Origin of the sequence: Agromyces cerinus subsp. cerinus (assembly GCF_900142065.1) — a bacterium.
Classification (GTDB): domain Bacteria; phylum Actinomycetota; class Actinomycetes; order Actinomycetales; family Microbacteriaceae; genus Agromyces; species Agromyces cerinus.
The window spans coordinates 643466-669367 of record NZ_FSRJ01000001.1 but is presented as its reverse complement, the minus strand read 5'-3'; the positions used below and the strand labels follow the sequence as shown (position 1 = coordinate 669367).

Below are 25902 nucleotides of genomic sequence, written 5' to 3'. Positions count from 1 at the left end.
CGAGTGGTACTTCGGTACCACGTCGGCCCGCCCTGAACCATTCTTCAGGCGGATGTCCCGGCGCCGCCCGATCCCTAGCCTTGAAACATGATCACGGCAGAAGGGCTCGTCAAGCGCTACGGCGCGAAGACCGCCGTCAACGACATCAGCTTCACCGTCCGCCCCGGGCAGGTCACCGGGTTCCTCGGCCCGAACGGCGCCGGCAAGTCGACCACGATGCGCATGATCGTCGGACTCGACCGTCCGAGCGAGGGGCGCGTCACCGTCAACGGCAAGCCGTACGCCGCGCATCGCGCGCCTCTGCACGAGGTCGGCGCCCTCCTCGACGCGAAGGCCGTGCACACCGGCCGCACCGCCTACAACCACCTGCTTGCGATGGGCGCCACGCACGGCATCGGCGCGAGCCGAGTGCGCGAGGTCATCGAGATGACCGGCCTCGAGTCGGTCGCCCGCAAGCGCGTCGGCGGCTTCTCGCTCGGCATGGGCCAGCGCCTCGGCATCGCCGCTGCGATGCTCGGCGACCCGTCGACGCTGATCCTCGACGAGCCCGTCAACGGTCTCGACCCCGAGGGCGTGCTGTGGGTGCGCCAGTTCGTGCGCCACCTCGCATCCGAGGGCCGCACGATCTTCCTCTCCTCGCACCTCATGAGCGAGATGGCGCTCACCGCCGACCACCTCATCGTGCTCGGCCGAGGCGAGATCATCGCCGACGCGCCCGTCGCCGACATCATCGCCGGTGGCACGCGCCCTCGCGTCCTCGTGCGTTCGCCCCACTCCTCGCAGCTCGCCGACCTGCTCGCCGCTCCCGAGGTCGCGGTCATCCGCTCCGAGGCGGGCGTGCTCGAGGTGACGGGAGTCGCGGCATCCGGCATCGGCGACCTCGCCGCGCAGCACGGACTCGCGATCCACGAACTCACCCCGCTCAGCGCGTCGCTCGAGGAGGCCTACATGGCCCTGACCGCCGACGCCGTCGAATACCGCACGGAGGCAGTCCGATGACCACGATCACCCCGCCGCTCGCGCACCCGTCGCAGCGCGCTCGCTCCACCTCGCTCTCCTTCGGCGGCGTGCTCCGCTCCGAGTGGATCAAGCTGCGCAGCCTCCGCTCGACCACGTGGTCGTACCTCATCGTCATCGCGATCTCGCTCGGCATGGCGCTCATCATGTCGCTGAGCATGGCCAGCGGCATGAACGGCGGAGCGGATGCCTCGAGCATGCCCGCCGCCGACCAGGTCTCCCTCGTCATGCAGTCCTCGGTGTTCGGCGTCTTCTTCGGTCAACTCGTGGCTGGCGTGCTCGGTGTGCTCGTCATCAGCGGCGAGTACACGACGGGCATGATCCGCTCGACGCTCACGGCCGTGCCGAAGCGACTGCCGGCCCTCGCCGCCAAGGCGGTCGTGCTGTTCGTGGCGACCTTCGTCATCGGGCTCCTCGCCAACCTCGGCGCGTTCCTCGTCTCCTCGGTGGTCTTCGCGGGCATCGACGTCTCGGCGAGCATCACCGACTCCGCGATCTACCTGCCGCTCCTCGGCGGTGCGCTCTACCTCGCGCTCATCTCGGTGTTCGCTCTGGGTGTCGGCACCATGATCCGCAGCAGCGCGGGCGGCATCGCCGCGGTCCTCGGACTCATCCTGCTCGTGCCGACGGTGCTGCAGATGATCCCCGCCGAGTGGGCGCACGACCTCATTCCCTACCTGCTCTCGAGTGCCGGTCTCGGCATCTTCACCTCGACGACGGCGGAACCCGCCGGCGATGCGCTCGGCGCCTGGCTGAGCCTCCTGATCGTGCTGGCATGGGTGGGGGCATCCATCGCCGGCGCCGCGGTGCTCCTCAAGCGGCGGGACGCGTAGAGTCCAGTCCATGACGGAAGCACCCATCTCCCCCGGCTACCCGGCTTCGGTAGTCGGGGGAGAACTTCGTCTGCCGAAGCCACCGGGCGTGATCCGGCAGTTCTGGGCGCGGCATCCGTGGCTCACGGACTCCCTGATCACGGCGCTGTACTTCGTGCCGACCTTCATCGGGACGATCGCACTGATGTTCGTCCCGAACCCGCCGCCCGTGTGGATCGCCGTCGCGCAGCTCGTCGCCATCGCGGTTGCCGCCGCCGCGATCCTGCTGTTCCGCCGCCGACGACCTTGGCTGCTCGTCGTCATCGCCTGGCTCGTCTGCCTCGTCGTCTATCCCTTCGGCTCGACCGATGTGCTCCCCCTGTTGCTCGCCCTCTACGCCCTCGCGGTCTACGGTTCGACGCGCTCGGCCTGGATCGGGTTCGGGGGCTCGGTGGTCGTCGCGACGGCCTCCTCGTACATCGCCGTCTGGGCCCACGCCGACGACACGGTCGCGCCGTTCGGCGCGAACGCACCGGCATCCGCTTCGCAGTTCACGGTGCTGCTGCTGATCGCGACCCTCATCGGCGTGACCGTCGGCAACCGGCGCCGCTATCTGAACGCCCTCATCGCCCGTGCACACGACCTCGCCCGTGAACGCGACCAGCAGGCGCAGCTCGCGACGGCGCTCGAGCGCTCCCGTATCGCCCGCGAGATGCACGACATCGTCTCGCACAGCCTCACCGTCATGGTGACGCTCGCCGACGGCTCGGCGGCGACGGCTCGCCGCGACCCGGAGCGCGCCGCCGAGGCGATGCAGCTCGTGGCCGACACCGGTCGCGCGGCACTCGTCGACATGCGGCGCATGCTCGGCGTGCTGGCCGAACCCGACGAGGCATCGGCCTGCCCCGAGGAGCTCGCTCCGCAACCGGGCACGGCGGGGCTACCGGTGCTCGTGGAACGATTCCGCGCCGCCGGGCTGCCGGTGCAGCTGACGACCGTCGGGCCGCCGATCGTCGACCCGAACCTGCAGCTGACCGTCTATCGCATCGTGCAGGAGGGGTTGACCAACGCGCTGCGGTACGCCGCGACGGCGCACCGCGTCGAGGTCACCGTCGAACATGTCGACGGCCTGGTGAAGGTCGATGTGATCGACGACGCCGTCGTGGCGTCGACCTCCGAACTCACCAGCGGCGGCAAGGGTCTCGTCGGCATGCGAGAACGGGTCGCCCTGTACGGCGGCACGCTCGAGGCCGGACCCAGCAGTGTACGAGGCTGGCGACTGCACGCCGAGCTTCGAGACGAAGCGCCCACGCCGTCTGCGCCGACCGCACCACCCGCGCCGAACACCGAGGACCCCGCATGAGCACCGCACCGCACCCCATCCGCGTCGCGATCGCCGACGACCAGTCGCTCGTGCGCGCCGGGCTCCGCATGGTGCTCGAAGCCGAGCCCGACCTCGTCGTCGTCGGCGAGGCCGCCGACGGGCGCGACGCGATCGCCCTCGTCGAGACTCTCGACATCGACGTCATGCTGATGGACGTGCGCATGCCCGAGGTCGACGGCATCGCCGCGACCGAGTCGATCGTCGCCGGCGGGCGGGCGACCCGCATCCTCGTGCTGACGACGTTCGACCTCGACGAGTACGCCTTCGCCGCGATTCGCGCAGGTGCGAGCGGGTTCCTGCTGAAGGATTCCCGGCCCGCCGATCTGGTCGGCGCGATCCGCACCGTGCACGCCGGTGAGGCGGCGCTCGCACCGCGCGTCACCCGCCGCATGATCGAGCTCTTCGCTGGCGAGCTGCCCGGTGCCGCGACGACGAGCGAGGCACCGGGACTCGACTCGCTCACTCCCCGCGAGCACGAGATCCTCATCGCGATCGCCGAGGGTCGGAGCAACCCCGAGATCGCCGAGCAGTTCTTCCTCTCGGAGTCGACGGTGAAGACCCACGTCGGGCGGGTGCTGCAGAAGCTCGACGCGCGCGACCGCGTGCAGCTCGTGATCTACGCGTACGAGCACGGGCTGCTGCCCATGCCCGGCTCATCATGAGTCAGTAGGCTGACGGGGCAACGAACCCGACGGAGGCCCCTGCATGCCCGCTGCCGATCTGACCCGCATCGAAGCCGAACAGCGCTCGGAGGTCGTGCGTTCACCGCGCTACGACATCCGCCTCGACCTGTCGGGGGCGGGCGACACGTTCCGCAGCGAGACACTCGTCTCGTTCGACGCCGAGCCGGGCGCCTCGACCTTCATCGAGGCGTGCACGACCGCGGTGCACGAGATCACCCTGAACGGCAGCCCGCTCGACACGGCCGTCGTCAGTGACGGCACGCGCATCCGCCTCGACGGCCTCGCCGCCGAGAACGAGCTGCACGTCGTCTCGACCGCGGCCTACACGAACACCGGCGAGGGACTCCACCGGTTCGTCGACCCCGTCGACGGCGCGACCTACCTCTACACCGAGTTCGCCGTGGCCGAGGCGAACCGGGTCTTCGCGGTCTTCGACCAGCCCGATCTGAAAGCCTCGTTCACCTTCACGATCACCGCGCCCACGGCCTGGACCGTGCTGAGCAACGCCACGACGCCCGAGCCGGCGCCCGCCGCTCGGGTCTCGACAAGCTCGACCAGCAGTGTTGAAGGCTTGACCAGCAGTGTTGAAGGCTCGACCAGCAGCCGTGCCGTCTCGACCTGGTCGTTCGCGCCCGGCCCGGTGATCTCGAGCTACATCGTCGCGATCATCGCGGGGCCCTACGCCGCATGGCACGGCAGCGCACGCAGCGTCGACGGCCGCGACATCCCGCTCGGCGTGCTGACCCGCGCCTCGCTCGCGCAGTACGCCGAGCCCGAGGTGATGTTCGAGCTCGTGCAGGCCGGCCTCGCCTTCTACGAGACGGCTTTCGGCGTGCCCTACCCCTACGGCAAGTACGACCAGATCTTCGTGCCCGAGTACAACTGGGGCGCCATGGAGAACGTCGGCGCGGTCACGTTCAACGAGTCCTACCTGTTCCGCTCGAGGGTCTCCGACGCGCGGCGCGAGCGACGCGCGATGGTCGTCCTGCACGAGCTCTCGCACATGTGGTTCGGCAACTCCGTCACGATGAAGTGGTGGAACGACCTCTGGCTCAACGAGTCGTTCGCGACGTGGGCCTCGACCCTCGCGACCGCTGAGGTCACCGAGTTCACCGGTGTCTGGGCGTCGTTCGCGAGCGATCAGAAGACGAACGCCGCCGAACAGGATCAGCTGCCATCGACGCATCCGATCGTCGCCGAGATCGCGAACCTCGCCGACGTCGAGGTCAACTTCGACGCGATCACCTACGACAAGGGCGCCTCAGTGCTGAAGCAGCTCGTCGCCTGGGTCGGCCTCGATGCCTTCCAGCGCGGCGTCGGGGCGTACCTCACCGCGCACGCCGGCGGCAACGCGACGCTCCGCGACCTCCTCGACGAGCTCGAGACCGCAAGCGGACGCGACCTCACGCGGTGGTCGGCGCTCTGGCTCGAGACGGCGGGCGTCAACACGCTTCGTGCCGTGATCGAGACGACTGAGCCGACCGGACCCGGCGCGGGCATCATCACCGCCGCACGCATCGAGCAGACCGCGGCGGCGGGGCATCCGACCCTGCGCCCGCACCGCCTCGCCCTCGGCTGCTACGAACTCGGCGACGGCGGCCTCGCCCGCACGCACCGCATCGAGCTCGACATCGACGGCGCCGTCACCGAGGTGCCCGAACTCGTCGGCCTCGCCCGCCCCGACCTGCTGCTCGTCAACGACGACGACCTCACCTACGCGAAGGTGCGGCTCGACCCGGCCTCCTTCCGCACCGCGATCGAGCACCTCCCCGAGCTCTCCGATCCCGTCTCGCGCGCCGTCGTGCTCGGCTCGGCATGGGACGCCCTGCGCGACGCCGAGGTGCCCACGATCGACTTCGTGCGCCTCGTGATCGGCAGCGTCGGCCATGAGACGCAGTCGGCGGCTCGCGGCCTCGCGCTCGCCCGCCTCGAGCTCGCGATCGGCCGCTACCTCGCCGAGGAGCACCGCCCGCAGGTCGCCGCAGAGGCCGGCGACGCCGTCTGGGCGCTCGCGGAGCTCGCCGAGCCCGGCTCCGACACGCAACTGCAGTTCGTCAAGGGATTCACGCGCCTCGCCTCGAGCGCGGCGCACGCCGACGTGCTCGGCAGCCTCCTCGACGGCTCGATCAAGCTCGCGGGGCTCGAGATCGACCTCGACCTGCACTGGGAGCTCGTGGTCGCACGGGCCACGCTCGGTGCGGCAGCCGACGGCGAGATCGATGAGGCGCTCGCGCGCGACGACACGGCCAAGGGCCGGCTCCTCGCCGAGACCGCGCGTGCCGCTCGCCCCGATCAGGCGGTGAAGGATGCTGCGTGGCACCGCGTCGCGACGGATGCCTCGTTGTCGAACGACCTCGCACGTGCGATCGCCGACGGCTGGCAGCGCACGGCGCAGCCCGAGCTGCTCGCGTCGACCGCGACCGAGTACTTCGCGGCACTTCAGGGTGTCTGGGCAGACCGGAGCTTCACGATGGCCTCGCTCATCGTGAAGCGGCTGTACCCGGCGCCGCTCGTCTCACCCGAGCTGGCCGCCATGACGCGCGAGTGGCTCGCAGCGAACCCGGCGCCCGCGCCGCTGCACCGACTCGTCTCCGAGCATCTCGATGAGCTCGAGCGGGCGCTCGCGGCGCAGGCGCGCGATGCCAGCGAGCTCTCGGGCACGGCTCAGTAGACTTTCACACCATGTTCGGTTTTGCAGCGACCTCTGGTGAGGACAACCCGGTGACCGCCGACTTCTGGGCGCAGATCGCGGCGTTCTGGGCCGAGAACTGGGACGTCGTGCTCGGCAAGATCATCTCGATCGTCTTCATCATCGCCTTCGCCCTCCTGATCCGCTGGGTGCTGCACTTCGTCATCGAACGCACCGTCAAGCAGATCGTCACGGGCGTCAAGAAGAAGCAGGACGTCACCGACACGCAGGCCTTGCAGGCGTCGCCGCTCGCAGCTGTACGAGTCGTGCAGCGCACGCGCACGCTCGGCACAGTGCTCACGAACATCGTCAACGTGACGCTCTTCATCATCGTCGTGCTGCTCATCGTCAACACGATCAACGACGCGATCCTCGGCTCGTTCGCCCTGCTCACCGCGGCACTCGGTGCGGGTCTCGGCTTCGGCGCCCAGAACATCGTGAAAGACGGCCTCAACGGCCTCTTCATGGTCGTGGAGGACCAGCTCGGCGTCGGCGATGTCGTCGACCTGGGCCCGGCGACCGGCATCGTCGAAGAGGTGCGCATCCGCGTCACGAAGATCCGCGATGTGAACGGCACCCTCTGGTTCGTGCGCAACGGCGAGATCCTCCGCGTCGGCAACATGTCGCAGGGCTGGGCGCGCGTGATCGTCGATCTCGCGGTGCCGTACGACGTCGACGTCGACGAGGTCGAGTCGACGCTGCTCCGCACCGCCACCGAGATGGCGCACTCCGCCAAGTGGCGCTCGCGCGTGCTCGAGAAGCCCGAGGTCTGGGGTCTGGAGTCGATCACGGCGGAAGCCCTCGTCATCCGCGTGGTCATGAAGGTGCGGTCCTCGGCGAAGGACGACGTGGCGCGGGAGCTCCGCATGCGGCTCAAGCGCGCGCTCGATGAGATGGGCGTGAAGCTCCCGAGCCTCAACAGCGTCGTGCTGGCCGGGTTCGATGGCGCGACTCGAGTGAAGGGCGCGAAGCCGCCGAAGACAACCCCGAACAGCGTGGTCGCCGCGGGCGACACCGGTGCAGCAGCGGCCCGCGCCGCGGTCAAGAAGCCCCGCGCACCTCGCGCACCGAAGCCGCCGGCACCGCCGGCTGGAGGAGCATCATGAGCGAGCAGCTGCCTGTCGAGGCATCCGGCCCCCCGCGTCCTGCGAACGTGCCGCTGCGCGGCACCGAGCACGGCTCGGCGCTCGGTCCGTCGTTCTACGAGACCGTCGGCGGGCGCCCGACGTTCGAGCGGCTCGTCGCGGAGTTCTACCGCGGTGTCGCCGACGACCCCGTGCTGAAGCCGATGTACCCCGAAGAAGACCTCGGCCCGGCGGCCGAGCGGCTCACCATGTTCCTCGAGCAGTACTGGGGCGGCCCCGGCACCTACAGCGAACAGCGCGGCCACCCGCGGCTGCGCATGCGGCACCAGCCATTCAAGGTGAACCCCGATGCCCGCGACCGCTGGCTCCTGCACATGCGCACCGCGGTCGACTCGCTCGAGCTGCCTCCGCTCGCGGAGGAGACGTTGTGGGATTATCTCCAGCGGGCCGCCTACGCGATGGTCAACACGTTCGACGATTAGCAGCACCCACCCGCTCGACCCCACCCGAACCCCACGCACCACCCGAGACGAAGGAGTCCTTGTGGCCGCCTCCCCCGCACCCGCCGCGACCGAACGCACGCAGAAGCCGGCCGACGCCATCGTCGTCGGCGCCGGCCTCTCCGGCCTCGTCGCCGCTGCCGAGCTCGTCGACGCCGGCAAACGCGTCGTGATCGTCGACCAGGAGCCCGAGGCGAGCCTCGGCGGGCAGGCGCACTGGTCGTTCGGCGGGCTCTTCCTCGTCGACTCCCCCGAGCAGCGCCGCATGGGCGTGAAGGACTCGCTCGAGCTCGCCAAGCAGGACTGGGACGGCACCGCCGGATTCGACCGCGAAGACGAGGACGACTGGGGGCGGCGCTGGGCCGACGCCTACGTCGAGTTCGCCGCGGGCGAGAAGCGCGCCTGGCTCCACGAGAAGGGCGTGCGCTTCTTCCCCATCGTCGGCTGGGCAGAGCGCGGCGGCTACAACGCCATCGGGCACGGCAACTCGGTGCCGCGATTCCACATCACCTGGGGCACCGGCCCCGGTGTGCTCGCCCCGTTCATCGCCAAGGTGAAGGCGGGCGAGGCCGCCGGTCTCGTCGAACTGCGGCACCGTCACCGCGTCGACGAGCTCATCGTCGAAGACGGTGCCGTCGTCGGCATCCGCGGCGCCGTGCTGGCTCCTGACGCCGCCGGCCGCGGTGAGCCCTCGAACCGCGACGAGGTCGGCGGGTTCGAGCTGCGCGCGCCGGCCGTCGTCGTCGCCTCGGGCGGCATCGGCGGCAACCACGACCTCGTGCGCGCCGCCTGGCCCGAGCGCCTCGGCACGCCTCCCGAGCACATGCTCTCGGGTGTGCCGGCACACGTCGACGGTCGCATGCTCGGCATCGCCGAGGCATCCGGCGCCCGGCTCGTCAACGGCGACCGCATGTGGCACTACACCGAGGGCATCACCAACTGGGACTCGATCTGGCCGATGCACGGCATCCGCATCCTGCCCGGCCCGTCGTCGCTCTGGTTCGACGCGACCGGCAAGCGACTGCCGGTGCCCCTCTTCCCCGGCTTCGACACGCTCGGCACGCTCGAGCACCTCATGACGAACGGGCACGACCACTCGTGGTTCGTGCTCACCCAGAAGATCATCGAGAAGGAGTTCGCGCTCTCGGGCAGCGAGCAGAACCCCGACCTCACCGGCAAGGACCTGAAGCTGCTGGCACAGCGCCTCGGCTCGGGCGCGCCCGGCCCGGTCGAGGCGTTCAAGGAGCACGGCGTCGACTTCGTGGTCGCCGACACGCTCGACGAACTCTTCGACGGCATGCGCGCCCTCTCGCCCGAGACCGAGCTCGATACCGAGAACATCGAGCGCGAGATCGTCGCGCGCGATCGCGAGGTCGACAACGAGTTCACGAAGGACCTGCAGCTCACCGCCGTGCGCGGCGCGCGCAACTACCGCGGCGACAAGCTCATCCGCGTGGCGACGCCGCACCGGATCCTCGATCCGAAGGCCGGCCCGCTCATCGCGGTGAAGCTGCACATCCTCACCCGCAAGAGCCTCGGCGGCATCCAGACCGACCTCGACTCGCGCGCGCTCGGCACCGACGGCTCGCCGGTGCCCGGGCTCTACGCGGTCGGCGAGGCATCCGGATTCGGCGGCGGCGGCGTGCACGGCTATCGGGCGCTCGAGGGCACCTTCCTGGGCGGATGCCTCTTCACCGGCCGTGCGGCCGGACGCGCGATCGCTCGGGGCTGACCCATCCTTGTGGGTTGAGCCTGTCTTCTTGTGGGTTGAGCCTGTCGAAACCGGCGCGGCAGCGTTTCGACAGGCTCAACCGACAGAAGTCAGGCCTTCAGAGTCCAGGGCTTGCGGCGCACGAGCACGTGCCCGCGGCGCGAGGAGAGCCGGGTCCAGGGACCCGTCTCGAAGAGCTTCACCTCGTCGTCGCCGAGGAAGCCGAGGCTGTAAGCCGCGAACGCAGCGCCGGTGGGAAGGTACTCGACGCCTTCGACGCCGCGCCCCCACACCTCGGAGCGCACGCGCTGCACGAGCTGCTCCCCCGTGCCGGCCGGAATCGCCTCGGCGACCTCGTCGATGCCCGCACGTGCCGCGGTCTCGAGCGTTGCGGAATCCGTCGTGCCGAGCGGCCGCCAGCCGCCCCGCGGCGGCGAGATGCCCGCCCAGGTGACCGTGTTGACCTCGGGAGGCCTCGACATCGACACCGGGCGGGAGTCGTCGTCTTCGCCGAGCTCGCCCCGCGCTCGCACGATGCGCTCGACGAGCGAGCGCATCGGCACGACCGAGTCGAACTCCTCGTCGTCGGCCAAGGCGAAGGTGCGCAGGCCGAGCACGGTGGGGCTCTCGTCGAGAATGCCCCGCGGATACAGGATCGCGGTGTACACGGCGAGGATGCCGGAGCCCGCGATGAGGCGCACGGAACCGTCTTCGACGCGCCCTGCGCGCTGCAGGTAGGTGTGCAGATCTCCGAGCGACAAGCTGTCGGCGAGCGTGAGTTGTTGAGCCATCTCCTGTCTAAACTACCAAGAGAGCGCCGCCGCCCCGGCGGTCACACGCTCAGAGGGTCACGAGCGGTCACCGACCACCGACACGGAGGAACGATGAACGGTCCGATCGACGGCCTGTTGAGCACGCTGCACCTCACCGACACGGGTGCTCGCACCACTGAGGACATCTTCACCGGTCCCTCGCAGTGGATGCCGCTCGGGCGTGTCTTCGGCGGCCAGGTGCTCGCCCAGTCGCTCATCGCCGCGATGCGGACCGTGGCCGACGACCGCACGATCCACTCGATGCACGGCTACTTCCTGCGGCCCGGCGACGTGGCGCACCCCATCACCTTCTCGGTCGACCGCCTGCACGACGGCCGCTCGTTCTCGACCCGGCGCACGCACGCCTTCCAGAACGGCGTGCCGATCCTGTCGCTCATCGCCTCGTTCCAGACCGAAGACGACGGCGTCTCGCACCAGGTGGAGATGCCGACCGACCTGCCCGACCCCGAGACGCTGCCGTCGACGGCCGACGTGCTCGGCGCCTTCGATCACGACATCGCCCGCTACTGGTCGAACGAGCGCGCGTTCGACGTGCGGCACATCCCCTCGCCCGTGTACCTCACGGTCGAGGGTGAGCGGGTGCCGCGCCAGGCGGTGTGGATGAAGGCGTTCGGCCGGCTGCCCGACGATCTGAACATGCACCGCGCCGCCCTCGCGTACGCGAGCGACTACTCGATCCTCGAACCCATCCTGCGTGCGCACGGCGTCGCCTGGGCGACCCCCGGATTGAAGGTCGCGAGCCTCGACCACGCCATGTGGTGGCACCGCGACGCCCGTGTCGACGAATGGCTCCTCTACACGCAGGACTCGCCGTCGGCGAGCGGCGGCCGAGGCCTCTCGCTCGGGCGCATCTACACCCGCGAGGGCGTGCTGGTGGCGAGCGTCGCACAAGAGGGCATGGTGCGCGTGCCCGAGTCCGCTCGCGCTTCGGAACCGGCTGAATAGATCCTGTGCAATCCGCCGTTCTCCGCGGATGGTGTCCCAGAATGGGGCCATGGACGCTCACGTGACGTGAGCGACGCGGACGAAGGAGTTCTGGCGATGACCGATCCCACCCGACGCACCATCCTCACCCTGGGATCCGCCGGCGCCATCGGCGGCGCTCTCGCCCTCGCCGGTTGTGCAGCGGATGCCCCGAGCCCGAGCGGTTCGGCCACCGACGCACCGCCGAGCCTCGTCGAAGATCCGCCCACCGATGCAACCGCGGCGCCCGATGCACCGGCCGTCGGAGGCGACATCGCAGCCCTCGCCGACGTGCCGGTCGGCGGCAGCATCGACACCAAGATCGACGGGGCACCCGCATTGCTCGCGCAACCGACCGCCGGCCAGGTCGTCGCGTTCAGCGCGATCTGCACGCACCAGCAGTGCGTCGTCGCCGCAGCGGGCGCGGAATTCCACTGCCCCTGCCACGGCTCGATGTTCGACGCCGCGACGGGCGACGTCATCCAGGGGCCGGCGCTCGAACCCCTGAGCCCGATCGCCGTGGCCGTCTCGGGCGACCGCATCGTCGCAGCATCCTGACCCATGGACTACACGTTCGCGGGGCTGCCCCTGCACGTGCTGCTCGTGCATGCCGTCGTGGTGCTGACACCGCTGCTCGGTCTGCTGCTCGTCGTGATCGCGGCGTGGCCCGCCGCGCGCCGAGTGCTCTGGCTTCCCGCCCTCATCGGCGCGATGCTGCTGCTGCCGCTCGGGCTCGTCACGATCGAGGCCGGCAAGTGGCTCGAGCAGCGGGTGCCGCCGGCACCGCTCATCCAGGTGCACACCGCGCAGGGCGAGGACATCGTGCCGTGGCTCGTCGCATTGCTCGTGCTGGCCGTGGCGATCAGCGGTTGGGCGCTCGTCGAACGCACTGTGCGGCGGCGCGGGGCGGCGGGCGGCGACGCTTCAGCCGAGCCTTCGCCGAGCCGCGGCATCCGATTCGCCGTGGGCGCAGTGCTGACGGTCGGTGCACTCGTGATCACCGCGGGCTCGACGTGGACGCTCGTGCAGATCGCGGAGGCCGGAAGCCGCGCGGTCTGGGAGGGCTCGTTCAGCGACGAGCCGCTCGGAGACTGAAGCGGCGACTCAGCGCCGCCGGAACGCGATCGGGTCGGCGAGGTAGGGCTCCCACGCCGCACGTTCGGTGTCGCCGATGCGGCGCGGCCGTTCGGTCGCCGCATCGACCAGCACGACCGTCGTCACCGCACGCGTGTAGAGCACTCGCGGCTCGACGCCGACCGGTGAGTAGACCTCGTAGCAGACGTCGAGGCTCGCCCCGCCGATCTGCCCGATCCAGAGCTCGACGTCGAGCGGCTGGCGCTGGTACGGGACGGGAGCGAGGTATTCGACCTCCTGACGGGCGATCAGGGTGATCGTGGTCGCCCCCGGTGTGGCGTCGAGCACCGCGGTCGACGCGCCGACGGCGTGCTCGGAGGTGTCGTCGCTCACCCAGAACGCCTGGATGCGAGCCTCTTCGAGGAGGCTCAGCATCCGGGCGTTGTTCACGTGCCCGTAGGCGTCGAGGTCGCTCCACCGCAGCGGAGTGGGCACGTGCAGGCGCATGTCAGTCCCTGGTGAGCTTGCGGTAGGCCGAACGATGCGGCTTCGCCGCGTCGGGGCCGAGCCGCTCGACCTTGTTCTGCTCGTACGACTCGAAGTTGCCCTCGAACCAGTACCAGTTCGCGGGGTCTTCCTCGGTGCCCTCGTACGCGAGGATGTGCGTCGCGATGCGGTCGAGGAACCACCGGTCGTGGGTGATGACCACCGCGCAGCCGGGGAACTCGAGCAGCGCGTTCTCGAGGCTCGACAGCGTCTCGACGTCGAGGTCGTTGGTCGGTTCGTCGAGGAGCAGCAGGTTGCCGCCCTGCTTCAGCGTGAGCGCGAGGTTCAGACGGTTGCGCTCACCGCCCGAGAGCACGCCGGCCTTCTTCTGCTGGTCGGGTCCCTTGAAGCCGAACTGCGAGACGTAGGCACGCGACGGGATCTCGGTCTTGCCGACGATGATGTAGTCGAGGCCGTCGGAGACGACCTCCCACAGGTTCTTGTTCGGGTCGATGCCGCCGCGGCTCTGGTCGACGTAGGAGATGTCGACCGTCTCGCCGACCTTGAGCTCGCCGCCGTCGAGCGGCTCGAGCCCGACGATGGTCTTGAACAGCGTCGTCTTGCCGACGCCGTTGGGGCCGATGATGCCGACGATGCCGTTGCGCGGCAGGCTGAAGCTCAGGTCTTCGATGAGGATGCGTTCGCCGAAGCCCTTGCGGAGCTTCTTGGCCTCGATGACCTGCGCGCCGAGGCGCGGGCCGACGGGAATGACGATCTCTTCGAAGTCGAGCTTGCGCGTGCGCTCGGCCTCGGTCGCCATCTCCTCGTAGCGAGCCAGACGCGCCTTCGACTTCGCCTGGCGCCCCTTCGCGTTGGAGCGGACCCACTCGAGCTCTTCGGCGAGGCGCTTGGCGAGCTTCGCGTCCTTCTTGCCCTGGACGCTGAGTCGTTCCTGCTTCTTCTCGAGGTAGGTCGAGTAGTTGCCCTCGTAGGGGTAGAGGCGACCGCGGTCGACCTCGCAGATCCACTCGGCGACGTGGTCGAGGAAGTACCGGTCGTGGGTGACGGCGAGCACGGCGCCGGGGTACTTGGCGAGGTGCTGCTCGAGCCAGAGCACGCTCTCGGCGTCGAGGTGGTTGGTGGGCTCGTCGAGGAGCAGCAGGTCGGGCTTCTGGAGCAGCAGCTTGCAGAGCGCGACGCGGCGCTTCTCACCACCGGAGAGCACGGAGATCTGCTCGTCACCCGGCGGGCAGCGCAGGGCGTCCATCGCCTGCTCGAGCTGGGAGTCGAGGTCCCACGCGTCGGCGGCGTCGATGGCCTCCTGCAGCACGCCCATCTCGGCGAGCAGGGCGTCGAAGTCGGCGTCGGGCTCGGCCATGGCGAGTGAGATCTCGTTGAAGCGGTCGAGCTTCGCCTTGATCGGGCCGACGCCCTCCTGCACGTTCTCGAGCACCGTCTTGGTCTCGTCGAGCACGGGCTCCTGCATGAGGATGCCCACGGAGAATCCGGGGCTCAGGCGGGCCTCGCCGTTGGAGGGCTGGTCGAGACCGGCCATGATCTTGAGGATCGTCGACTTGCCGGCACCGTTCGGGCCAACCACGCCGATCTTCGCTCCGGGGAGGAATGCCATCGTCACGTCATCGAGGATGACCTTGTCGCCGACCGCCTTGCGGGCGCGAACCATCGAGTAAATGTAATCAGCCATGTCGCCTACCAGTCTATGGGGCGGGTCTGCCCGACGAGACAGGTGCCGGTGCCGAGTGGTGCGCGCACCGCACCGTGGTATCCATCCGACTTCGGCCCGTACTGCCCGATCAGGCACTCACCCTGGAAGAGCACGGAGAACTGCACCGAATCGGCCGCCTCTCCGATCGTCGTCGTGTCGGCGGTGACCTGCATCTGCGCCCGGTCGAACCCTGCGGCCACGAGTGCGTCGATGAAGTCCCGCCCGCCTGCCGCGGCGTTCGCGGCGATCACGCCGCCGTTCACCCAGTCGAAGTAGGGCTGGTTCTCGGTCGCGGAGAGTTCGGGACGGAACTCCGGCGCCGTCGGTGCAGCGGTGCCCGGTGCGGTCGGCGTCGGCCGTGCGGTCGAAGGCCCCGTCGGTTCGGGATCGCCGAACGTGCACGCCGTCAGGCCCACGAGCATCGCGACCCCGGCGAACGCCAGGGCCGCGCTGGTGCCGAACCGCCGTCTCATCGTTCCCCTCACCGGCGGTGGCGACCGCCCGAGCCGATTCTAGGCGGTACGCCCGCGATGGCGGCTCGGGCGGGCCGTGGGCCGCCGTCACTCCCGATCAGCCGGCGAACGTCGACTCGAGCTCGGGAAGCGCGACGTCGTCGACATCATCGGCAACCCCGTCGACCCCGCCGACGTCGGAATCCGCATCGAATCCGATCGCCGGCGCCGTCGACATGTCCGGCCACGCGGAGGTGCCATCGTCGATCGTTCCCTCGGACCCCGCCTGCGGCGCCTCGAACGCCTCGCCCGCCGCTGCCTCCGACGACCCCGTCGCCGCGGCATCCGCTGGACGCGTGGATCGGACCTTCGCGTAGGAGGTCACGCACCACGCGAGGTCGTGCCCGATGGAATCGGCCTCGATCTCGACGGCAGTGCCCGACCGCTCGCCGGTCTCCCAGGCCCGCAGCCGGAGTCGGCCGCGGATGATGAGCCGCTCGCCCTTGCGGATCGAGAGGCTCGCGTTCGTGGCGAGCTGGCGGAACGCGGAGACGGTGTACCAGTTGGTCTCGCCGTCTTCCCAGGTGCCCTTCGCACGATCGAACACGCGCCGCGTCGAGGCGAGCCGGAACGTGGTGATGGCGAGTCCGCCGTTGGTGACGTGGTGTTTGGGATCGGTTCCCACGACTCCGGTCACGGTGATGATGTCGGTCATGTGCTGCACTCCTCGGTCGGATGCCGCCGCGAGTCGACGGCACGCGGCCCCGGGAGGCGCTCGTGCCGGATCGTCACCCCGGAGCCGCGTTCCGTTCAGCATCGAGGGCCGGCCGAGGCATCCGGACGCCGCGTGCGCAACCGGTGCGGGAAGCCGACCGTCACACGACTGTGGAGGACGAGTCGGCGACCTAGAGTTGCTCCATGAGCTACGTCGCCCTCCCCGAACGCTACGACCGCATGCAGTACAACCGGGTGGGCCGCAGCGGCCTCAAACTGCCCGCGCTCTCGCTCGGCCTCTGGCACAACTTCGGGCACGAGCGCCCGTACGACACCCAGCGCGCGATCGTACGCCGCGCCTTCGATCTCGGCGTCACGCACTTCGACCTCGCGAACAACTACGGACCGCCTCCCGGCAGCGCCGAGACGAACTTCGGCCGCATCCTCGCCGACGACCTCGCGCCCTACCGCGATGAACTGATCATCTCGTCGAAGGTCGGTTACGACATGTGGCCCGGCCCGTACGGCGAGTGGGGTTCGCGCAAGTACGTGCTGTCGTCGCTCGACCAGAGCCTCGGCCGTCTCGGCCTCGAGTACGTCGACATCTTCTACTCCCACCGGCCCGACCCCGAGACGCCGATCGAGGAGACGATGGGTGCGCTCGCGACCGCGGTGCGCCAGGGCAAGGCGCTCTACGTGGGCATCTCGAACTACGACCCCGACGAGACGCGCGCCGCAGCCGCCGCACTCGAGGCCGAGGGCGTGCCGCTCCTCATCCACCAGCCGCGGTACTCGATGTTCGACCGTCACATCGAGGACGGCCTGTTCCCGGCCCTCGAAGAGGTCGGCGCCGCGAGCATCGTCTACTCGCCGCTCGCGCAGGGACTCCTCACCGATCGTTACCTGGGCGGCGATGTTCCGGAGGGCTCACGGGCGGCGACGAGCCGTTTCCTCTCGCCCGACCGCATCAGCAGCGAGTACCTCGAGCGAGCTCGAGCACTCGACTCGATCGCGAAGGACCGCGGTCAGACCCTCGCCCAGCTCGCCCTCACGTGGGTGCTGCGCCAGCCGCTCGTCTCGAGCGCGCTCATCGGCGCCTCGAGCGTCGTGCAGCTCGAGCAGAACATCGCCGCACTCGACGCTGCACCGCTCACCGCCGAGGAGATCGAACGCATCGAGCCGTTCGCCGCACACGGCACCGTGCTCGGCTGATCGGCGCGGGCCCGCGCAGTGCCCGGCCGAACCCGGCCGGGCGCTGCCGCCCGACGACGGATCGTGGAACACCGATCGGATGTCGGTGGCCCGCCGTACGCTCGTGACACCCCGCAGGGCCGGCTGCATCACGAGAGGAGCGACATGTCCGCCATCGCCACGAATGCGTCGCGCACGCGCGAACCGTTCCCCGACGTCGTGCCCGGCCTGCAGATCTCGCCGGCTGCGCCGGGCCTGTGGCGAGTCACCCGCCCGCAGGGCGCGGTGCTCGGGCACATCGAGCAGCGCGGTGTCGGCGCCGAGCTGCGCTTCGGGGCGAAACGACTCGTCGCGGGCGGCATCCGCTCGATCGAGCTCGGCGAGTTCTGGTCGTCGCGCGATGCCGCAGAGGTCTTCCGCTGAGCTGTCGCGACGCGTATTCGGGCGCGCCGTCGACGCTCGATCATCGCGCCCCACCCCGGGGGTAATCTGCCGCCATGCAGTGGTGGAACGATCTCATCTCCTGGCTCGGTACGAGCGCTTCGCGACCGACGGTCTTCTCGGCCGTCGTGCTGTTCTTCGCGGTGCTCGCCGCCGGACTGCTCGCCGTGTGGATCGCCAACCTCGCGATCAAGCGCCTCGTCGCGCAGCGCGATCGCGAGGCGAAGGCCGCCGCGATCGCCGCGCTCGTCGACGCCGCGACCGAGGCCTCCGTGTGGAACTCGTTGACGCCGCAGGAACAGGTGCTCGCCGACCGCGCCGTGGGCCAGGCGGACATCATCGTGCGCCTGCTGCCGATCCGCGGTTCGGATGTCGCGGCGAACTGGGCGGCCCACCAGCTCCATGAGCTCAAGCGGGCGTCGGCGACATTCGGGTACCAGCTCGACCCTGCGGTCGTGGAGTTCCGTGATCGTCTCCTCGAGTGGCAGCGCCACCCCGGGCGCACCCGCCGTCAGTTCCTGAACGACCTCGCCCGCTGGCGCACACAGCGCCAGGAGCCCGAGCAGGCCGCCGTCGACCAGCAGGACGCCTGGGTCGCCGAGCAGCACCAGCAGCGGTACCAGGGCAGTGTCACCATCTCCGACGACGCCACCGAGACGGCGAACACCGCACCGACGGCCACCGTGCAGAGCGGCGACCAGCTGCGCTGATCTCGGTCTCGTCCGTGCCTTCGGCCGCACGTGCGAGCGCACTGCGCCTGAGGCGTTGCACCGCGCCCGAGGCGCTCAGCGCCACCACTCGTCGAACATCGACACCGGAACCGTGCGCTTGTGGCGCGTCTGCAGGAAGCGGGCCTCGATGCGCTCGGCGACCGACTCGTCGATCTCCTCGCCCTCGAGGTACGCGTCGAGGTCGGCATAGCTCAGACCGAGGTTCGCCTCGTCCGATTGACCGGGGTTCGCGTCGAGCAGATCCGCCGTCGGCACCTTGAGGTACAGGCGCTCGGGAGCACCGAGGTGCTCGAGCAGTGCCCGTCCCTGCCGCTTCGTGAGCCCGGTGAGCGGAAGCACATCGGCTCCCCCGTCGCCGTACTTGGTGAAGAAGCCGGTGACGGCCTCTGCGGCGTGGTCGGTGCCGACCACGAGCAGCCCGCCCTCCCCTGCGAGAGCGTACTGCGCGACCATCCGCATGCGTGCCTTGACGTTGCCCTTGCCGAAGTCGCTGAGCGGCACCTCGGTCGCCGCCGCGAAGTCCTCGGTGAGACCGTCGACGCCGCCCTTGACGTTGAAGACCACGGTCTCCTGCGGCTCGATGAAGTCCAACGCGAGCTGCGCGTCGTCCTCATCGCGCTGCACACCGTACGGCAGGCGGACCGCGACGAATCGCGACGGAGTGCCCTCCGCGTCGAGTTCTTCGACCGCGAGCCGGCACAGCCGCCCCGCCAGCGTGGAGTCCTGCCCGCCGCTGATGCCGAGCACGAGGCCCTTGGCTCCCGTCGCGCGCAGATACGACTTCAGGAAGTCGATGCGGACGCGCGCCTGCTCGGCGGGGTCGATGAGGGGGGTGACGTTGAGTTCGGCGATGATTCGCGACTGCAGCACTCGCATGCCACGACCATACCGCCGTCATGTTTCCGGCAGACGAACCGGATGCACCGCCTCGCCGCCTCGGCGTCGCCCCTCGCTCCGCTAACATCTCGACAGGCATCACCTGCCGCCCTGAACGGAGTACCCCTTGGAGATCTCGATCGGAACCATGGTGCTCGTGCCGGCGATCGCCGTCGCGGCGCCGCTGCTCGTGCGCGCGGTCGGAAAGTGGGTGGCCATCCCCCTCGTCGTCTTCGAGATCGTGCTCGGCCTCCTGCTCGGCCCTGCCGTGCTCGGCTGGATCGTTCCCGACGACTTCATGGCGTTGCTGGCCGACTTCGGCCTCGCCATGCTCTTCTTCCTGGCGGGCAACGAGATCGACTTCCGTGCCATCCGCGGTCGGCCGCTGAGCCGTGCGGCGATCGGGTGGATCATCTCCCTCGCGGCGGGCATCGGCATCGCGACGCTCCTGGCCGCCGATCTTCCCGCGGCGGCGTTCATCGGCATCGCACTGACCTCGACAGCACTCGGCACGATCATGCCGGTGCTGCGGGACTCCGGCGACCTCGGCACGCCGTTCGGCATCGCGGTGATCGCCCTCGGGGCGATCGGCGAGTTCGGACCGCTGCTCGCGATCTCCATCTTCCTGAGTGGCCGCAGCCCGCTGCTCGCCACGGTCGTGCTCCTCTCGTTCGCCGTCATCGCCGGAATCGCCATCTGGCTGGCCGCAAAGGGCATCGGCAAGCGGATGCACCGCGTCATCACGGCGACCCTGCACACGAGCGGCCAGTTCGCGGTGCGCCTCGTCATCTTCGTGCTGCTCGCGCTCGTGGCGCTGAGCATCGTGCTCGATCTGGACATGCTGCTCGGAGCATTCACCGCCGGCGTGCTCTACCGCCTGTTGATCTCCGGTGCCCCGAAGCGCGACATCGAAGTGGTCGAGACGAAGCTCGAAGCGGTCGGCTACGGCTTCCTCGTACCCGTCTTCTTCATCAGCACCGGGGTCACGTTCGACCTCGAATCGCTCTTCGCCGACGTGCGCACGACGGTGCTGCTGCCCGTTTTCCTCGTACTGCTGCTCGTCGTACGCGGCCTGCCGTCACTGCTCGCCGCCCCGACGGGTTCGAGTCGACGCGACCTCGTGGCGACCGCGCTGTTCGGCGCCACCGGCCTGCCGATCATCGTCGCCGTGACCGCGATCGGCGTCGACAACGGAGACCTGCCGAGCGGCACTGCCGCCGCACTCGTCGGCGCCGGCATGCTCTCGGTGCTCCTGTTCCCGCTGATCGCGCTCGCCATCCGCAAGGGGCGGTCGGAGGCCTCGACCCTCGCCTCGGAAGACGATCCCCTCGTCCCCGTCGAGGGCTGACCCGGCTCATCCCGGTATGCTGGCACCGCCGCCCCCGTAGCTCAGCGGATAGAGCAGGAGCCTTCTAATCTCTTGGTCGCAGGTTCAATTCCTGCCGGGGGCACTCCAGCAGCCGATCGCTCCGTCGCCCCAGGCGAAGCGCCCCTCGTGGATCCTGCGATGCGGCCCGAGCAACGCCGTCGGTGCGCCCGGATAGACTCTCTGCATGCCTTCTTCGAGTGACCGCCTGGTCTGGATCGACTGCGAGATGACCGGACTCGACCTCGAGGTCGACGAGCTCGTCGAGATCGCGGTCATCATCACCGACTACGACCTCAACCCCGTCGATGCCGGCATCAGCATCGTCATCAAGCCCGACGCGAGCGCGCTCGAGTCGATGGGCGAGTTCGTCCGCACGATGCACACCCAGTCCGGACTGATCGAAGAGATCCCCAACGGCGTGAGCGTCGCCGACGCCGAGTACCAGGTGCTCGAGTACGTGCTCCAGCACGTCCCCGATGAGCAGAAAGCACCGCTCGCCGGCAATTCCATCGGCACCGACCGCGCGTTCCTCGCGAAGTACATGCCGCGGCTCGACGCGCACCTGCACTACCGCAGTGTCGACGTCTCCTCGATCAAGGAGCTCGCAAAGCGCTGGTTCCCCCGTGCCTACTTCAACTCCCCCCAGAAGAACGGCGGGCACCGTGCCCTCGCCGACATCCAGGAGTCGATCCGCGAGCTGCACTACTACCGTCGTGCGGTCTTCGTCGCCGAGCCCGGCCCCTCGACGGCCGAGCTCCAGAGCCTGTCTGCAGCCGTGGTGAACGAGTTCGCCTCCAAGGTGTAGTAAGCTCGTCAAGTTGCCAGATCGCGTCAAGCGGTCGGCACATGGTGGGTATAGCTCAGTTGGTAGAGCGCCTGGTTGTGGTCCAGGAGGTCGCGGGTTCAAGCCCCGTTACTCACCCCAATGATATACTGGGCTGTAGGCCCGTTCGGGAGTAGAAAACTACATCCCGCACTACATCGGGTCATCGGGGGGTTCCGATGGACACGTTCATTTCGACGCTGGCTGGTGTCATTGACCGCAAGCTCTACGGCACGCCTCAGTTTGGCCGTGGGCACGAGATCGCCGAGGCGATCCGCGAGAGTGGCGTGCTCGACGACATCCCCGCTGATGCCTGAGCCGAAGCCGCACCGCCTCAAGTCAGGCGTAGTCGTGTGGCGTGTGCAGTACCGGGCCAACGGGTCCGTCGTCACCGACACGTTCAAGAACGACAAGATCGCGTGGCAGCACTGCGCCCTCATCACAGCCAAGGGTGGCGACATAGCACGCAACGTCCTCCAACGGCGACGAGAAACCGCAACCACCGCGCCCACCCTCGCAGAGTGGACCACGACCTACCTCGACCCCGCCTCAGGAATCCTCACCGGCATCCAACCCGGCACCAGGAAGGGCTACGAACGCATGGTAGGCGCGTTCCTCCCCATCCTCGGCGACCACCCCATCGACACCATCAGCCGTGACGACATCGGCAAATGGGTGGCATGGCAGGAAGCGCAACCATCCGGGTCGCGGAAGGGGCAGACGATCGCACCCAAGACGGTTGCGAACTACCGGGCGTTGCTGTCGAATATCTTCGCCGCAGCGAAAGACCGGAAGCTGATCATCGACAACCCGGTGACCGGTGTGCGAATCACCAAGGGGCAATCACGCGAAGGTGTTTTCCTCACCCATGCTGAGTTCGAACGCATCCTCAGCAAGATCCCCAAGCACTACAAACCGCTGCTCATCTTCATGGTCTACACCGGCACACGCTGGGGTGAAGCGACCGCGCTCACATGGTCAGACATCGACCTGACGAAACGCACCCCCACGGCATCGATCAACAAGGCGTGGAAGAAGGGCGTAGACGGCATCCCCGTACTCGGTGTCCCGAAGTCGCAGAAGGGTCGCCGGTCGATCCCGCTCCCCCAGAACGTCCGAGACAACCTCCCCGAACGTGGCGAGTCTGAACTTGTTTTCCACGGCGTCGAAGGTGGACGGCTCTGGTATGGACTGTTCAACGGGCGCATCTGGCGTACAGCAGTCACGAAGGTCAACGACCCCAAGCTGTGCAAGGAAGAAGGCGTCGCACCGCTCGGCAAGACGCCCAACATTCACGACCTCCGACACACCTACGCATCCTGGCTCCTCGCAGCCGGCGCACCCCTCAACGTCGTCCAAGCCAAACTCGGACACGAGAACATCAACACCACCGTCAGCGTGTACGGTCACCTCGCACCCGGTGCAGACGAAGACATTGTGCGAGTGCTCGACGGCCTCGGCAAGCAACTCGAACTCGAGGCGTGACACCCGTCAGCCTTACTCTGTACCCGATGAACGTTCCACGCCTTAGCACCCGTATTATTCGGTTTGCCTAATCATGGGCGAACCTAAATGGCATCCGTTCATGGCGACCGAGGAGCGCTCCCCTGGTGTGTGGACGCTCGTCGACAGCATGGGTCGCGACTACGGTGAGGTCCGCATCGTCCGCATCGGGTCTGAGGTTGGGTATGTGGGGTCGTTGAGAGGCACCCCTGTCGGCCGGTGGACAACCCTGCGTGTCTCGCTCGAGAACGTGCACCTAGCGTTCATCCGCGACCATGCGCCAGGAGGATTCGCCCCCAACCCGTGGCCGACGACAGGTTTAGGTGACCGCCCCAAACCGTCCTAAAACGACAAAAGGACGCCCCCACTCGTAAGGAGTGAGGGCGTTAGTTGTGGCGTTCGCGCCAAGCCTTGTCAGCTTTGATGAGACCTTGTTCGGTCATGTCGAGGATGATGGCGATTTCGCGCCATGTCATGTTGAGGTTCCGTGCGGCTGCGACAGCTCGGGCACGCCGGTCTGGGAGTGTGCGTTGCTCTTCGGCGATCGCTTCTAGATCACTGCGGATGCTCACGGGATGAGCATAGACCTCTCTTGTGTTGTCTAACACGGTTGTGTAACTTAGTTACTAACTTGAGTTTCTTAACCACGTTAAGGGTTTTCCCTGATACGGGGTACATGGGGCTTCAATAGGTTTGGTTCAACAAAGAGAGCAGGTGGTACTGATGAGCACGTTCCTTATCTCGTACACGGATGGCCACCGTGAGACTCTGGAAGCCTCGGACGGCGACCGGGCACGGTCCTGCGGGTACAGGGCCTACCCGTCCGGAACTATCGTCGATGTTCGTAGGGTGTAGCCCCCGCTGCACAGAAAAAGACGCCCCCTCGCACTTGAGCACGAGGGGGCGTTTCTGTGTCTAAGACTTTCGGGTGTTCGCGGCAGCAATACCGCCGACAGGGATGCCGAGGTACGCGAGCACCGCAACGGACGCGACCAACCACGACGGGGCCGACAGTTCCAGGGACGCGTATGCGACCTGTGTTGCGCCGGCACCAACGAGTGCGAGGACGTAGCTGCCGTAGATGATCTTCCGCGCGCGAGCTGACGTGATGATCACACCAAGGTCGTTAGCGGTGGGGGTGTCAGTCATGTGGTCTCCTACCGGGGGATGTCGTCAGGCCACGGCAACGGGGTGATGCCGTGAGCGTTGGAATGATCGATGAGCTGAAACACATACCGCCGATATGCGGTGTTCTCTGTCTCGAGCTTCAAGAGGCGCGCATTGGTCTGCTTGCGGAACTCGGCCAGCTCTTCTTGAAACTGGTCGATCATCTGATGCTCTGCGGACTTCCGGTCGCGCCGCCCCGTGAGGATCAACGTCAACCATGCGACCAAACCGCCACCACCAAGCCACAGGGCGTTGCTGATCCACTCAGGCATGTGTCTAGAAGGCGGTCTGGTCGTAGTTCGTGCGTCCGGCACCGCCACCGATGGGGTGAATGCCTCGAGCCGCGATCAGGTTCCGGATGTCAGAGGGGGTCCACTCGCCGAAGCGGTACGGGATGCCTTTCATCCGCCAGTATTCAAGTGCGCCGACTTCGGCGGCGGTGAGCACAACGAGCGGCGAGGTAAGGGAATCGGCGAAGTGCATCCCCTTCTTGATCCAAGCGAGGTCGCCAGTACCGTCCGCCGTGGCCTTGATGATGATGGTCATGCTGTCCTCCAGAGTCGGGAGCGGAATAGGGGTGCCGGATCCGCCAGCGAGGGCCGTGCCGGCGAAGGACTGGACTTCGAGGGGGTCGAACACGATGACGGTGCCGGGGTTTCCGTTCTGCCACGACGCGGTCTGGTGTAGGTGCGCGCCGGTTGATGCGGTCCCGGAGTTGCCGAGTAGTCCGACCGTGTCACCGGCCCTGACGCTGGCCCCGAGGGCAAGTGTCGGGTTCCGGTGCAGGTGGCTGTACCCGATGTAGACGGTGTCGGAGCCGAGCGTGTAGCCGATGACGATGCGGTGGCCAAGCTCGGTGGCTTCCGGGTCGCTGAGGTTGGTGCGCCAGGTGACTCGACCGCTGCCACCTGCTGGGATTGGCGTGCCAGCGGGTAGGCCGTTCCAGTCGAGGCCGCGATGGGGGCCAAGGCCGGCCGCCTTCCGCCAGTCGGGCCATTCGCCGAATCTGTCCGCGAGGTGTGCCTGCGTGAACGGGGCTTGCAACATGTTGTGCCTCCGAACTTAGATGGGGAAGGCCACGCAGAACGCGACATTGGTTTGGTCAGTGGTTCCGGGGAAGAACACCCGCATCTGCCCGGTTGCCTCGAGCGAGATGATCGCCGCGCCGGGGTCCCCGGTGCCGTGGAATGAGCCGGAGCAGTAGATTTTGTCGGCGGGTCGGAACCCTGCGGGGAGGTAGCCGAGGGTTTCTTCGCCGATGACGGCGGAGGTTTTCTCGGCGTTGAAGTTTAGGAATACGTGGTCGGCGTCTCGTTCGAGTGACAGGCCGGGTTCGGCGGACCATCCGGGTTGCCAGGAGATGGTGCCTTCGACGGGTACCCGGTAGGCGTTGATCCACGTGTTGGGGAGTCCGATGCAGAGACGCCATGTGCCGTCTTCTTCCACGAACACGCCGCGGCCCTTCCAGTTCCCCGTTTCGGGGAGATCGTCGACTGTCGCGGCGCTTTCACCGTCGCGGGTGTCCTGTTCGGATTCTCCGATAGCGAAGTCCATTGCGTTGGACTGGCCGTTGAGAAGGATGTCGAGTTTCGCGGGATCGGCGGTCGTGTAGAGCGGCAGACCTCGGGGTGTTGGCATCGGTTGCCCCTTTCCGGGGAATGAGAAAAGCCAC

The 25902-nt window shown here is 68.2% G+C and carries 29 protein-coding genes and 2 tRNA genes; 20 read left to right on the top strand and 11 right to left on the bottom strand.

All coding sequences use genetic code 11. The features are described 5' to 3' along the window. Positions 1–87: 87 nt before the first annotated feature. The 8 genes from BUR99_RS02980 to BUR99_RS02945 all read left to right on the top strand — a co-directional run bounded on the left by BUR99_RS02980 (position 88) and on the right by BUR99_RS02945 (position 9902). On the top strand, positions 88–999 hold the full coding sequence (locus BUR99_RS02980; RefSeq protein ID WP_074258853.1) for an ABC transporter ATP-binding protein: 912 nt from the start codon (positions 88–90) through the stop codon (positions 997–999). Further along, the gene (locus tag BUR99_RS02975) at positions 996–1850 is read left to right on the top strand and encodes an ABC transporter permease (RefSeq protein ID WP_074258852.1); all 855 of its coding nucleotides are present in this window, start codon (positions 996–998) and stop codon (positions 1848–1850) included. The genes BUR99_RS02980 and BUR99_RS02975 overlap by 4 nt, the downstream gene beginning before the upstream one ends. A 10-nt stretch (positions 1851–1860) precedes the next feature. Further along, positions 1861–3192 (top strand): sensor histidine kinase, encoded by a 1332-nt coding sequence (locus tag BUR99_RS02970; RefSeq protein WP_074258851.1) that lies wholly within the window; start codon positions 1861–1863, stop codon positions 3190–3192. Then, a complete protein-coding gene (locus BUR99_RS02965) occupies positions 3189–3875 on the top strand; it encodes a response regulator (RefSeq protein WP_074258850.1) in 687 nt (228 codons plus the stop codon). Before BUR99_RS02970 ends, BUR99_RS02965 begins: the two co-directional genes overlap by 4 nt. Positions 3876–3918: 43 nt before the next feature. After that, positions 3919–6567: an aminopeptidase N gene (gene pepN / locus BUR99_RS02960; RefSeq protein ID WP_074258849.1), complete on the top strand. Its 2649-nt coding sequence runs from the start codon at positions 3919–3921 to the stop codon at positions 6565–6567. Positions 6568–6578: 11 nt separating this feature from the next. Then, entirely contained in the window at positions 6579–7691 is a 1113-nt protein-coding gene (locus BUR99_RS02955) for a mechanosensitive ion channel family protein (protein WP_084183551.1), read from the top strand. Then, the gene (locus BUR99_RS02950; protein ID WP_084183550.1) at positions 7688–8152 is read left to right on the top strand and encodes a globin; all 465 of its coding nucleotides are present in this window, start codon (positions 7688–7690) and stop codon (positions 8150–8152) included. Before BUR99_RS02955 ends, BUR99_RS02950 begins: the two co-directional genes overlap by 4 nt. A gap of 61 nt (positions 8153–8213) precedes the next feature. Beyond that, positions 8214–9902 carry an FAD-binding dehydrogenase gene (locus tag BUR99_RS02945; RefSeq protein ID WP_074258848.1) on the top strand — a complete coding sequence of 563 codons (1689 nt, stop codon included), beginning with the start codon at positions 8214–8216 and terminating at the stop codon, positions 9900–9902. 89 nt (positions 9903–9991) lie between these two features. On the opposite strand, the gene BUR99_RS02940 is transcribed toward BUR99_RS02945, so the two are convergent. Then, a complete protein-coding gene (locus tag BUR99_RS02940; RefSeq protein ID WP_074258847.1) occupies positions 9992–10672 on the bottom strand; it encodes a DUF8185 domain-containing protein in 681 nt (226 codons plus the stop codon). Between the two features lie 93 nt (positions 10673–10765). Here BUR99_RS02940 and BUR99_RS02935 point away from each other — a divergent pair, with 93 nt between their 5' ends. The 3 genes from BUR99_RS02935 to BUR99_RS02925 all read left to right on the top strand — a co-directional run bounded on the left by BUR99_RS02935 (position 10766) and on the right by BUR99_RS02925 (position 12772). Then, on the top strand, positions 10766–11659 hold the full coding sequence (locus BUR99_RS02935; protein ID WP_074258846.1) for an acyl-CoA thioesterase: 894 nt from the start codon (positions 10766–10768) through the stop codon (positions 11657–11659). 96 nt (positions 11660–11755) lie between these two features. Beyond that, a complete protein-coding gene (locus BUR99_RS02930) occupies positions 11756–12235 on the top strand; it encodes a QcrA and Rieske domain-containing protein (RefSeq protein WP_074258845.1) in 480 nt (159 codons plus the stop codon). A gap of 3 nt (positions 12236–12238) precedes the next feature. After that, on the top strand, positions 12239–12772 hold the full coding sequence (locus BUR99_RS02925; protein WP_074258844.1) for a hypothetical protein: 534 nt from the start codon (positions 12239–12241) through the stop codon (positions 12770–12772). A gap of 9 nt (positions 12773–12781) precedes the next feature. Here the strand turns inward: BUR99_RS02925 and BUR99_RS02920 are convergent, their stop codons facing one another. From BUR99_RS02920 to BUR99_RS02905, 4 genes are all read right to left on the bottom strand, one after another. Continuing rightward, on the bottom strand, positions 12782–13258 hold the full coding sequence (locus tag BUR99_RS02920; protein ID WP_074258843.1) for an acyl-CoA thioesterase: 477 nt from the start codon (positions 13256–13258) through the stop codon (positions 12782–12784). Between the two features lies 1 nt (position 13259). Continuing rightward, a complete protein-coding gene (gene ettA / locus BUR99_RS02915) occupies positions 13260–14942 on the bottom strand; it encodes an energy-dependent translational throttle protein EttA (protein ID WP_074258842.1) in 1683 nt (560 codons plus the stop codon). Positions 14943–14947: 5 nt separating this feature from the next. Beyond that, entirely contained in the window at positions 14948–15436 is a 489-nt protein-coding gene (locus tag BUR99_RS02910; protein ID WP_074258841.1) for a DUF6993 domain-containing protein, read from the bottom strand. A 97-nt stretch (positions 15437–15533) separates the two neighbouring features. Then, the gene (locus tag BUR99_RS02905) at positions 15534–16130 is read right to left on the bottom strand and encodes a single-stranded DNA-binding protein (RefSeq protein WP_074258840.1); all 597 of its coding nucleotides are present in this window, start codon (positions 16128–16130) and stop codon (positions 15534–15536) included. Between the two features lie 203 nt (positions 16131–16333). Here BUR99_RS02905 and BUR99_RS02900 point away from each other — a divergent pair, with 203 nt between their 5' ends. The 3 genes from BUR99_RS02900 (at position 16334) to BUR99_RS02890 (ending at position 18471) form a co-directional block, all read left to right on the top strand. Next, a complete protein-coding gene (locus BUR99_RS02900; protein ID WP_074258839.1) occupies positions 16334–17341 on the top strand; it encodes an aldo/keto reductase in 1008 nt (335 codons plus the stop codon). Positions 17342–17485: 144 nt separating this feature from the next. After that, entirely contained in the window at positions 17486–17743 is a 258-nt protein-coding gene (locus BUR99_RS02895; RefSeq protein WP_074258838.1) for a hypothetical protein, read from the top strand. 74 nt (positions 17744–17817) lie between these two features. After that, positions 17818–18471: a hypothetical protein gene (locus BUR99_RS02890; RefSeq protein WP_074258837.1), complete on the top strand. Its 654-nt coding sequence runs from the start codon at positions 17818–17820 to the stop codon at positions 18469–18471. A 75-nt stretch (positions 18472–18546) separates the two neighbouring features. Here BUR99_RS02890 and nadE read toward each other — a convergent pair whose 3' ends face one another. After that, on the bottom strand, positions 18547–19368 hold the full coding sequence (gene nadE, locus BUR99_RS02885; protein WP_074258836.1) for an ammonia-dependent NAD(+) synthetase: 822 nt from the start codon (positions 19366–19368) through the stop codon (positions 18547–18549). A 127-nt stretch (positions 19369–19495) separates the two neighbouring features. Here nadE and BUR99_RS02880 point away from each other — a divergent pair, with 127 nt between their 5' ends. The 6 genes from BUR99_RS02880 (at position 19496) to BUR99_RS02860 (ending at position 23045) form a co-directional block, all read left to right on the top strand. Then, complete coding sequence (locus BUR99_RS02880) at positions 19496–20716, top strand: cation:proton antiporter (protein WP_074258835.1); 1221 nt, start codon at positions 19496–19498, stop codon at positions 20714–20716. A gap of 30 nt (positions 20717–20746) precedes the next feature. Beyond that, positions 20747–20819 (top strand) — tRNA-Arg (locus BUR99_RS02875). A gap of 102 nt (positions 20820–20921) precedes the next feature. Then, a complete protein-coding gene (orn, locus tag BUR99_RS02870) occupies positions 20922–21542 on the top strand; it encodes an oligoribonuclease (protein WP_074258834.1) in 621 nt (206 codons plus the stop codon). Between the two features lie 44 nt (positions 21543–21586). Next, positions 21587–21662, top strand: a tRNA-His gene (locus BUR99_RS02865). Positions 21663–21739: 77 nt separating this feature from the next. Beyond that, positions 21740–21877 (top strand): hypothetical protein, encoded by a 138-nt coding sequence (locus tag BUR99_RS20195; RefSeq protein ID WP_159440944.1) that lies wholly within the window; start codon positions 21740–21742, stop codon positions 21875–21877. Beyond that, positions 21870–23045, top strand: coding sequence for a tyrosine-type recombinase/integrase (locus BUR99_RS02860; RefSeq protein ID WP_143231403.1), 1176 nt, complete (start codon positions 21870–21872; stop codon positions 23043–23045). The genes BUR99_RS20195 and BUR99_RS02860 overlap by 8 nt, the downstream gene beginning before the upstream one ends. Positions 23046–23449: 404 nt before the next feature. On the opposite strand, the gene BUR99_RS19835 is transcribed toward BUR99_RS02860, so the two are convergent. The 5 genes from BUR99_RS19835 to BUR99_RS02835 form a co-directional block, all read right to left on the bottom strand. Next, on the bottom strand, positions 23450–23635 hold the full coding sequence (locus BUR99_RS19835) for a hypothetical protein (protein WP_143231401.1): 186 nt from the start codon (positions 23633–23635) through the stop codon (positions 23450–23452). Between the two features lie 343 nt (positions 23636–23978). Then, entirely contained in the window at positions 23979–24212 is a 234-nt protein-coding gene (locus BUR99_RS02850; protein WP_074258831.1) for a hypothetical protein, read from the bottom strand. 8 nt (positions 24213–24220) lie between these two features. Then, on the bottom strand, positions 24221–24502 hold the full coding sequence (locus tag BUR99_RS02845; RefSeq protein ID WP_074258830.1) for a hypothetical protein: 282 nt from the start codon (positions 24500–24502) through the stop codon (positions 24221–24223). 4 nt (positions 24503–24506) lie between these two features. Further along, complete coding sequence (locus BUR99_RS02840) at positions 24507–25277, bottom strand: M23 family metallopeptidase (protein WP_074258829.1); 771 nt, start codon at positions 25275–25277, stop codon at positions 24507–24509. Between the two features lie 15 nt (positions 25278–25292). After that, positions 25293–25868 (bottom strand): hypothetical protein, encoded by a 576-nt coding sequence (locus BUR99_RS02835; RefSeq protein ID WP_143231399.1) that lies wholly within the window; start codon positions 25866–25868, stop codon positions 25293–25295. Positions 25869–25902 lie beyond the last annotated feature (34 nt).

What these genes read in the sequence shown, in the direction of transcription:
- BUR99_RS02980 (WP_074258853.1), top strand. Translation starts at nt 88, where the DNA reads ATGATCACGGCAGAAGGGCTCGTCAAGCGCTACGGCGCGAAGACCGCC.
- BUR99_RS02975 (WP_074258852.1), top strand. Translation starts at nt 996, where the DNA reads ATGACCACGATCACCCCGCCGCTCGCGCACCCGTCGCAGCGCGCTCGC.
- BUR99_RS02970 (WP_074258851.1), top strand. Translation starts at nt 1,861, where the DNA reads ATGACGGAAGCACCCATCTCCCCCGGCTACCCGGCTTCGGTAGTCGGG.
- BUR99_RS02965 (WP_074258850.1), top strand. Translation starts at nt 3,189, where the DNA reads ATGAGCACCGCACCGCACCCCATCCGCGTCGCGATCGCCGACGACCAG.
- pepN (WP_074258849.1), top strand. Translation starts at nt 3,919, where the DNA reads ATGCCCGCTGCCGATCTGACCCGCATCGAAGCCGAACAGCGCTCGGAG.
- BUR99_RS02955 (WP_084183551.1), top strand. Translation starts at nt 6,579, where the DNA reads ATGTTCGGTTTTGCAGCGACCTCTGGTGAGGACAACCCGGTGACCGCC.
- BUR99_RS02950 (WP_084183550.1), top strand. Translation starts at nt 7,688, where the DNA reads ATGAGCGAGCAGCTGCCTGTCGAGGCATCCGGCCCCCCGCGTCCTGCG.
- BUR99_RS02940 (WP_074258847.1), bottom strand. Translation starts at nt 10,672, where the DNA reads ATGGCTCAACAACTCACGCTCGCCGACAGCTTGTCGCTCGGAGATCTG.
- BUR99_RS02935 (WP_074258846.1), top strand. Translation starts at nt 10,766, where the DNA reads ATGAACGGTCCGATCGACGGCCTGTTGAGCACGCTGCACCTCACCGAC.
- BUR99_RS02930 (WP_074258845.1), top strand. Translation starts at nt 11,756, where the DNA reads ATGACCGATCCCACCCGACGCACCATCCTCACCCTGGGATCCGCCGGC.
- BUR99_RS02925 (WP_074258844.1), top strand. Translation starts at nt 12,239, where the DNA reads ATGGACTACACGTTCGCGGGGCTGCCCCTGCACGTGCTGCTCGTGCAT.
- BUR99_RS02920 (WP_074258843.1), bottom strand. Translation starts at nt 13,258, where the DNA reads ATGCGCCTGCACGTGCCCACTCCGCTGCGGTGGAGCGACCTCGACGCC.
- ettA (WP_074258842.1), bottom strand. Translation starts at nt 14,942, where the DNA reads ATGGCTGATTACATTTACTCGATGGTTCGCGCCCGCAAGGCGGTCGGC.
- BUR99_RS02910 (WP_074258841.1), bottom strand. Translation starts at nt 15,436, where the DNA reads ATGAGACGGCGGTTCGGCACCAGCGCGGCCCTGGCGTTCGCCGGGGTC.
- BUR99_RS02905 (WP_074258840.1), bottom strand. Translation starts at nt 16,130, where the DNA reads ATGACCGACATCATCACCGTGACCGGAGTCGTGGGAACCGATCCCAAA.
- BUR99_RS02900 (WP_074258839.1), top strand. Translation starts at nt 16,334, where the DNA reads ATGAGCTACGTCGCCCTCCCCGAACGCTACGACCGCATGCAGTACAAC.
- BUR99_RS02895 (WP_074258838.1), top strand. Translation starts at nt 17,486, where the DNA reads ATGTCCGCCATCGCCACGAATGCGTCGCGCACGCGCGAACCGTTCCCC.
- BUR99_RS02890 (WP_074258837.1), top strand. Translation starts at nt 17,818, where the DNA reads ATGCAGTGGTGGAACGATCTCATCTCCTGGCTCGGTACGAGCGCTTCG.
- nadE (WP_074258836.1), bottom strand. Translation starts at nt 19,368, where the DNA reads ATGCGAGTGCTGCAGTCGCGAATCATCGCCGAACTCAACGTCACCCCC.
- orn (WP_074258834.1), top strand. Translation starts at nt 20,922, where the DNA reads ATGCCTTCTTCGAGTGACCGCCTGGTCTGGATCGACTGCGAGATGACC.
- BUR99_RS20195 (WP_159440944.1), top strand. Translation starts at nt 21,740, where the DNA reads ATGGACACGTTCATTTCGACGCTGGCTGGTGTCATTGACCGCAAGCTC.
- BUR99_RS02860 (WP_143231403.1), top strand. Translation starts at nt 21,870, where the DNA reads ATGCCTGAGCCGAAGCCGCACCGCCTCAAGTCAGGCGTAGTCGTGTGG.
- BUR99_RS02850 (WP_074258831.1), bottom strand. Translation starts at nt 24,212, where the DNA reads ATGACTGACACCCCCACCGCTAACGACCTTGGTGTGATCATCACGTCA.
- BUR99_RS02845 (WP_074258830.1), bottom strand. Translation starts at nt 24,502, where the DNA reads ATGCCTGAGTGGATCAGCAACGCCCTGTGGCTTGGTGGTGGCGGTTTG.
- BUR99_RS02840 (WP_074258829.1), bottom strand. Translation starts at nt 25,277, where the DNA reads ATGTTGCAAGCCCCGTTCACGCAGGCACACCTCGCGGACAGATTCGGC.
- BUR99_RS02835 (WP_143231399.1), bottom strand. Translation starts at nt 25,868, where the DNA reads ATGCCAACACCCCGAGGTCTGCCGCTCTACACGACCGCCGATCCCGCG.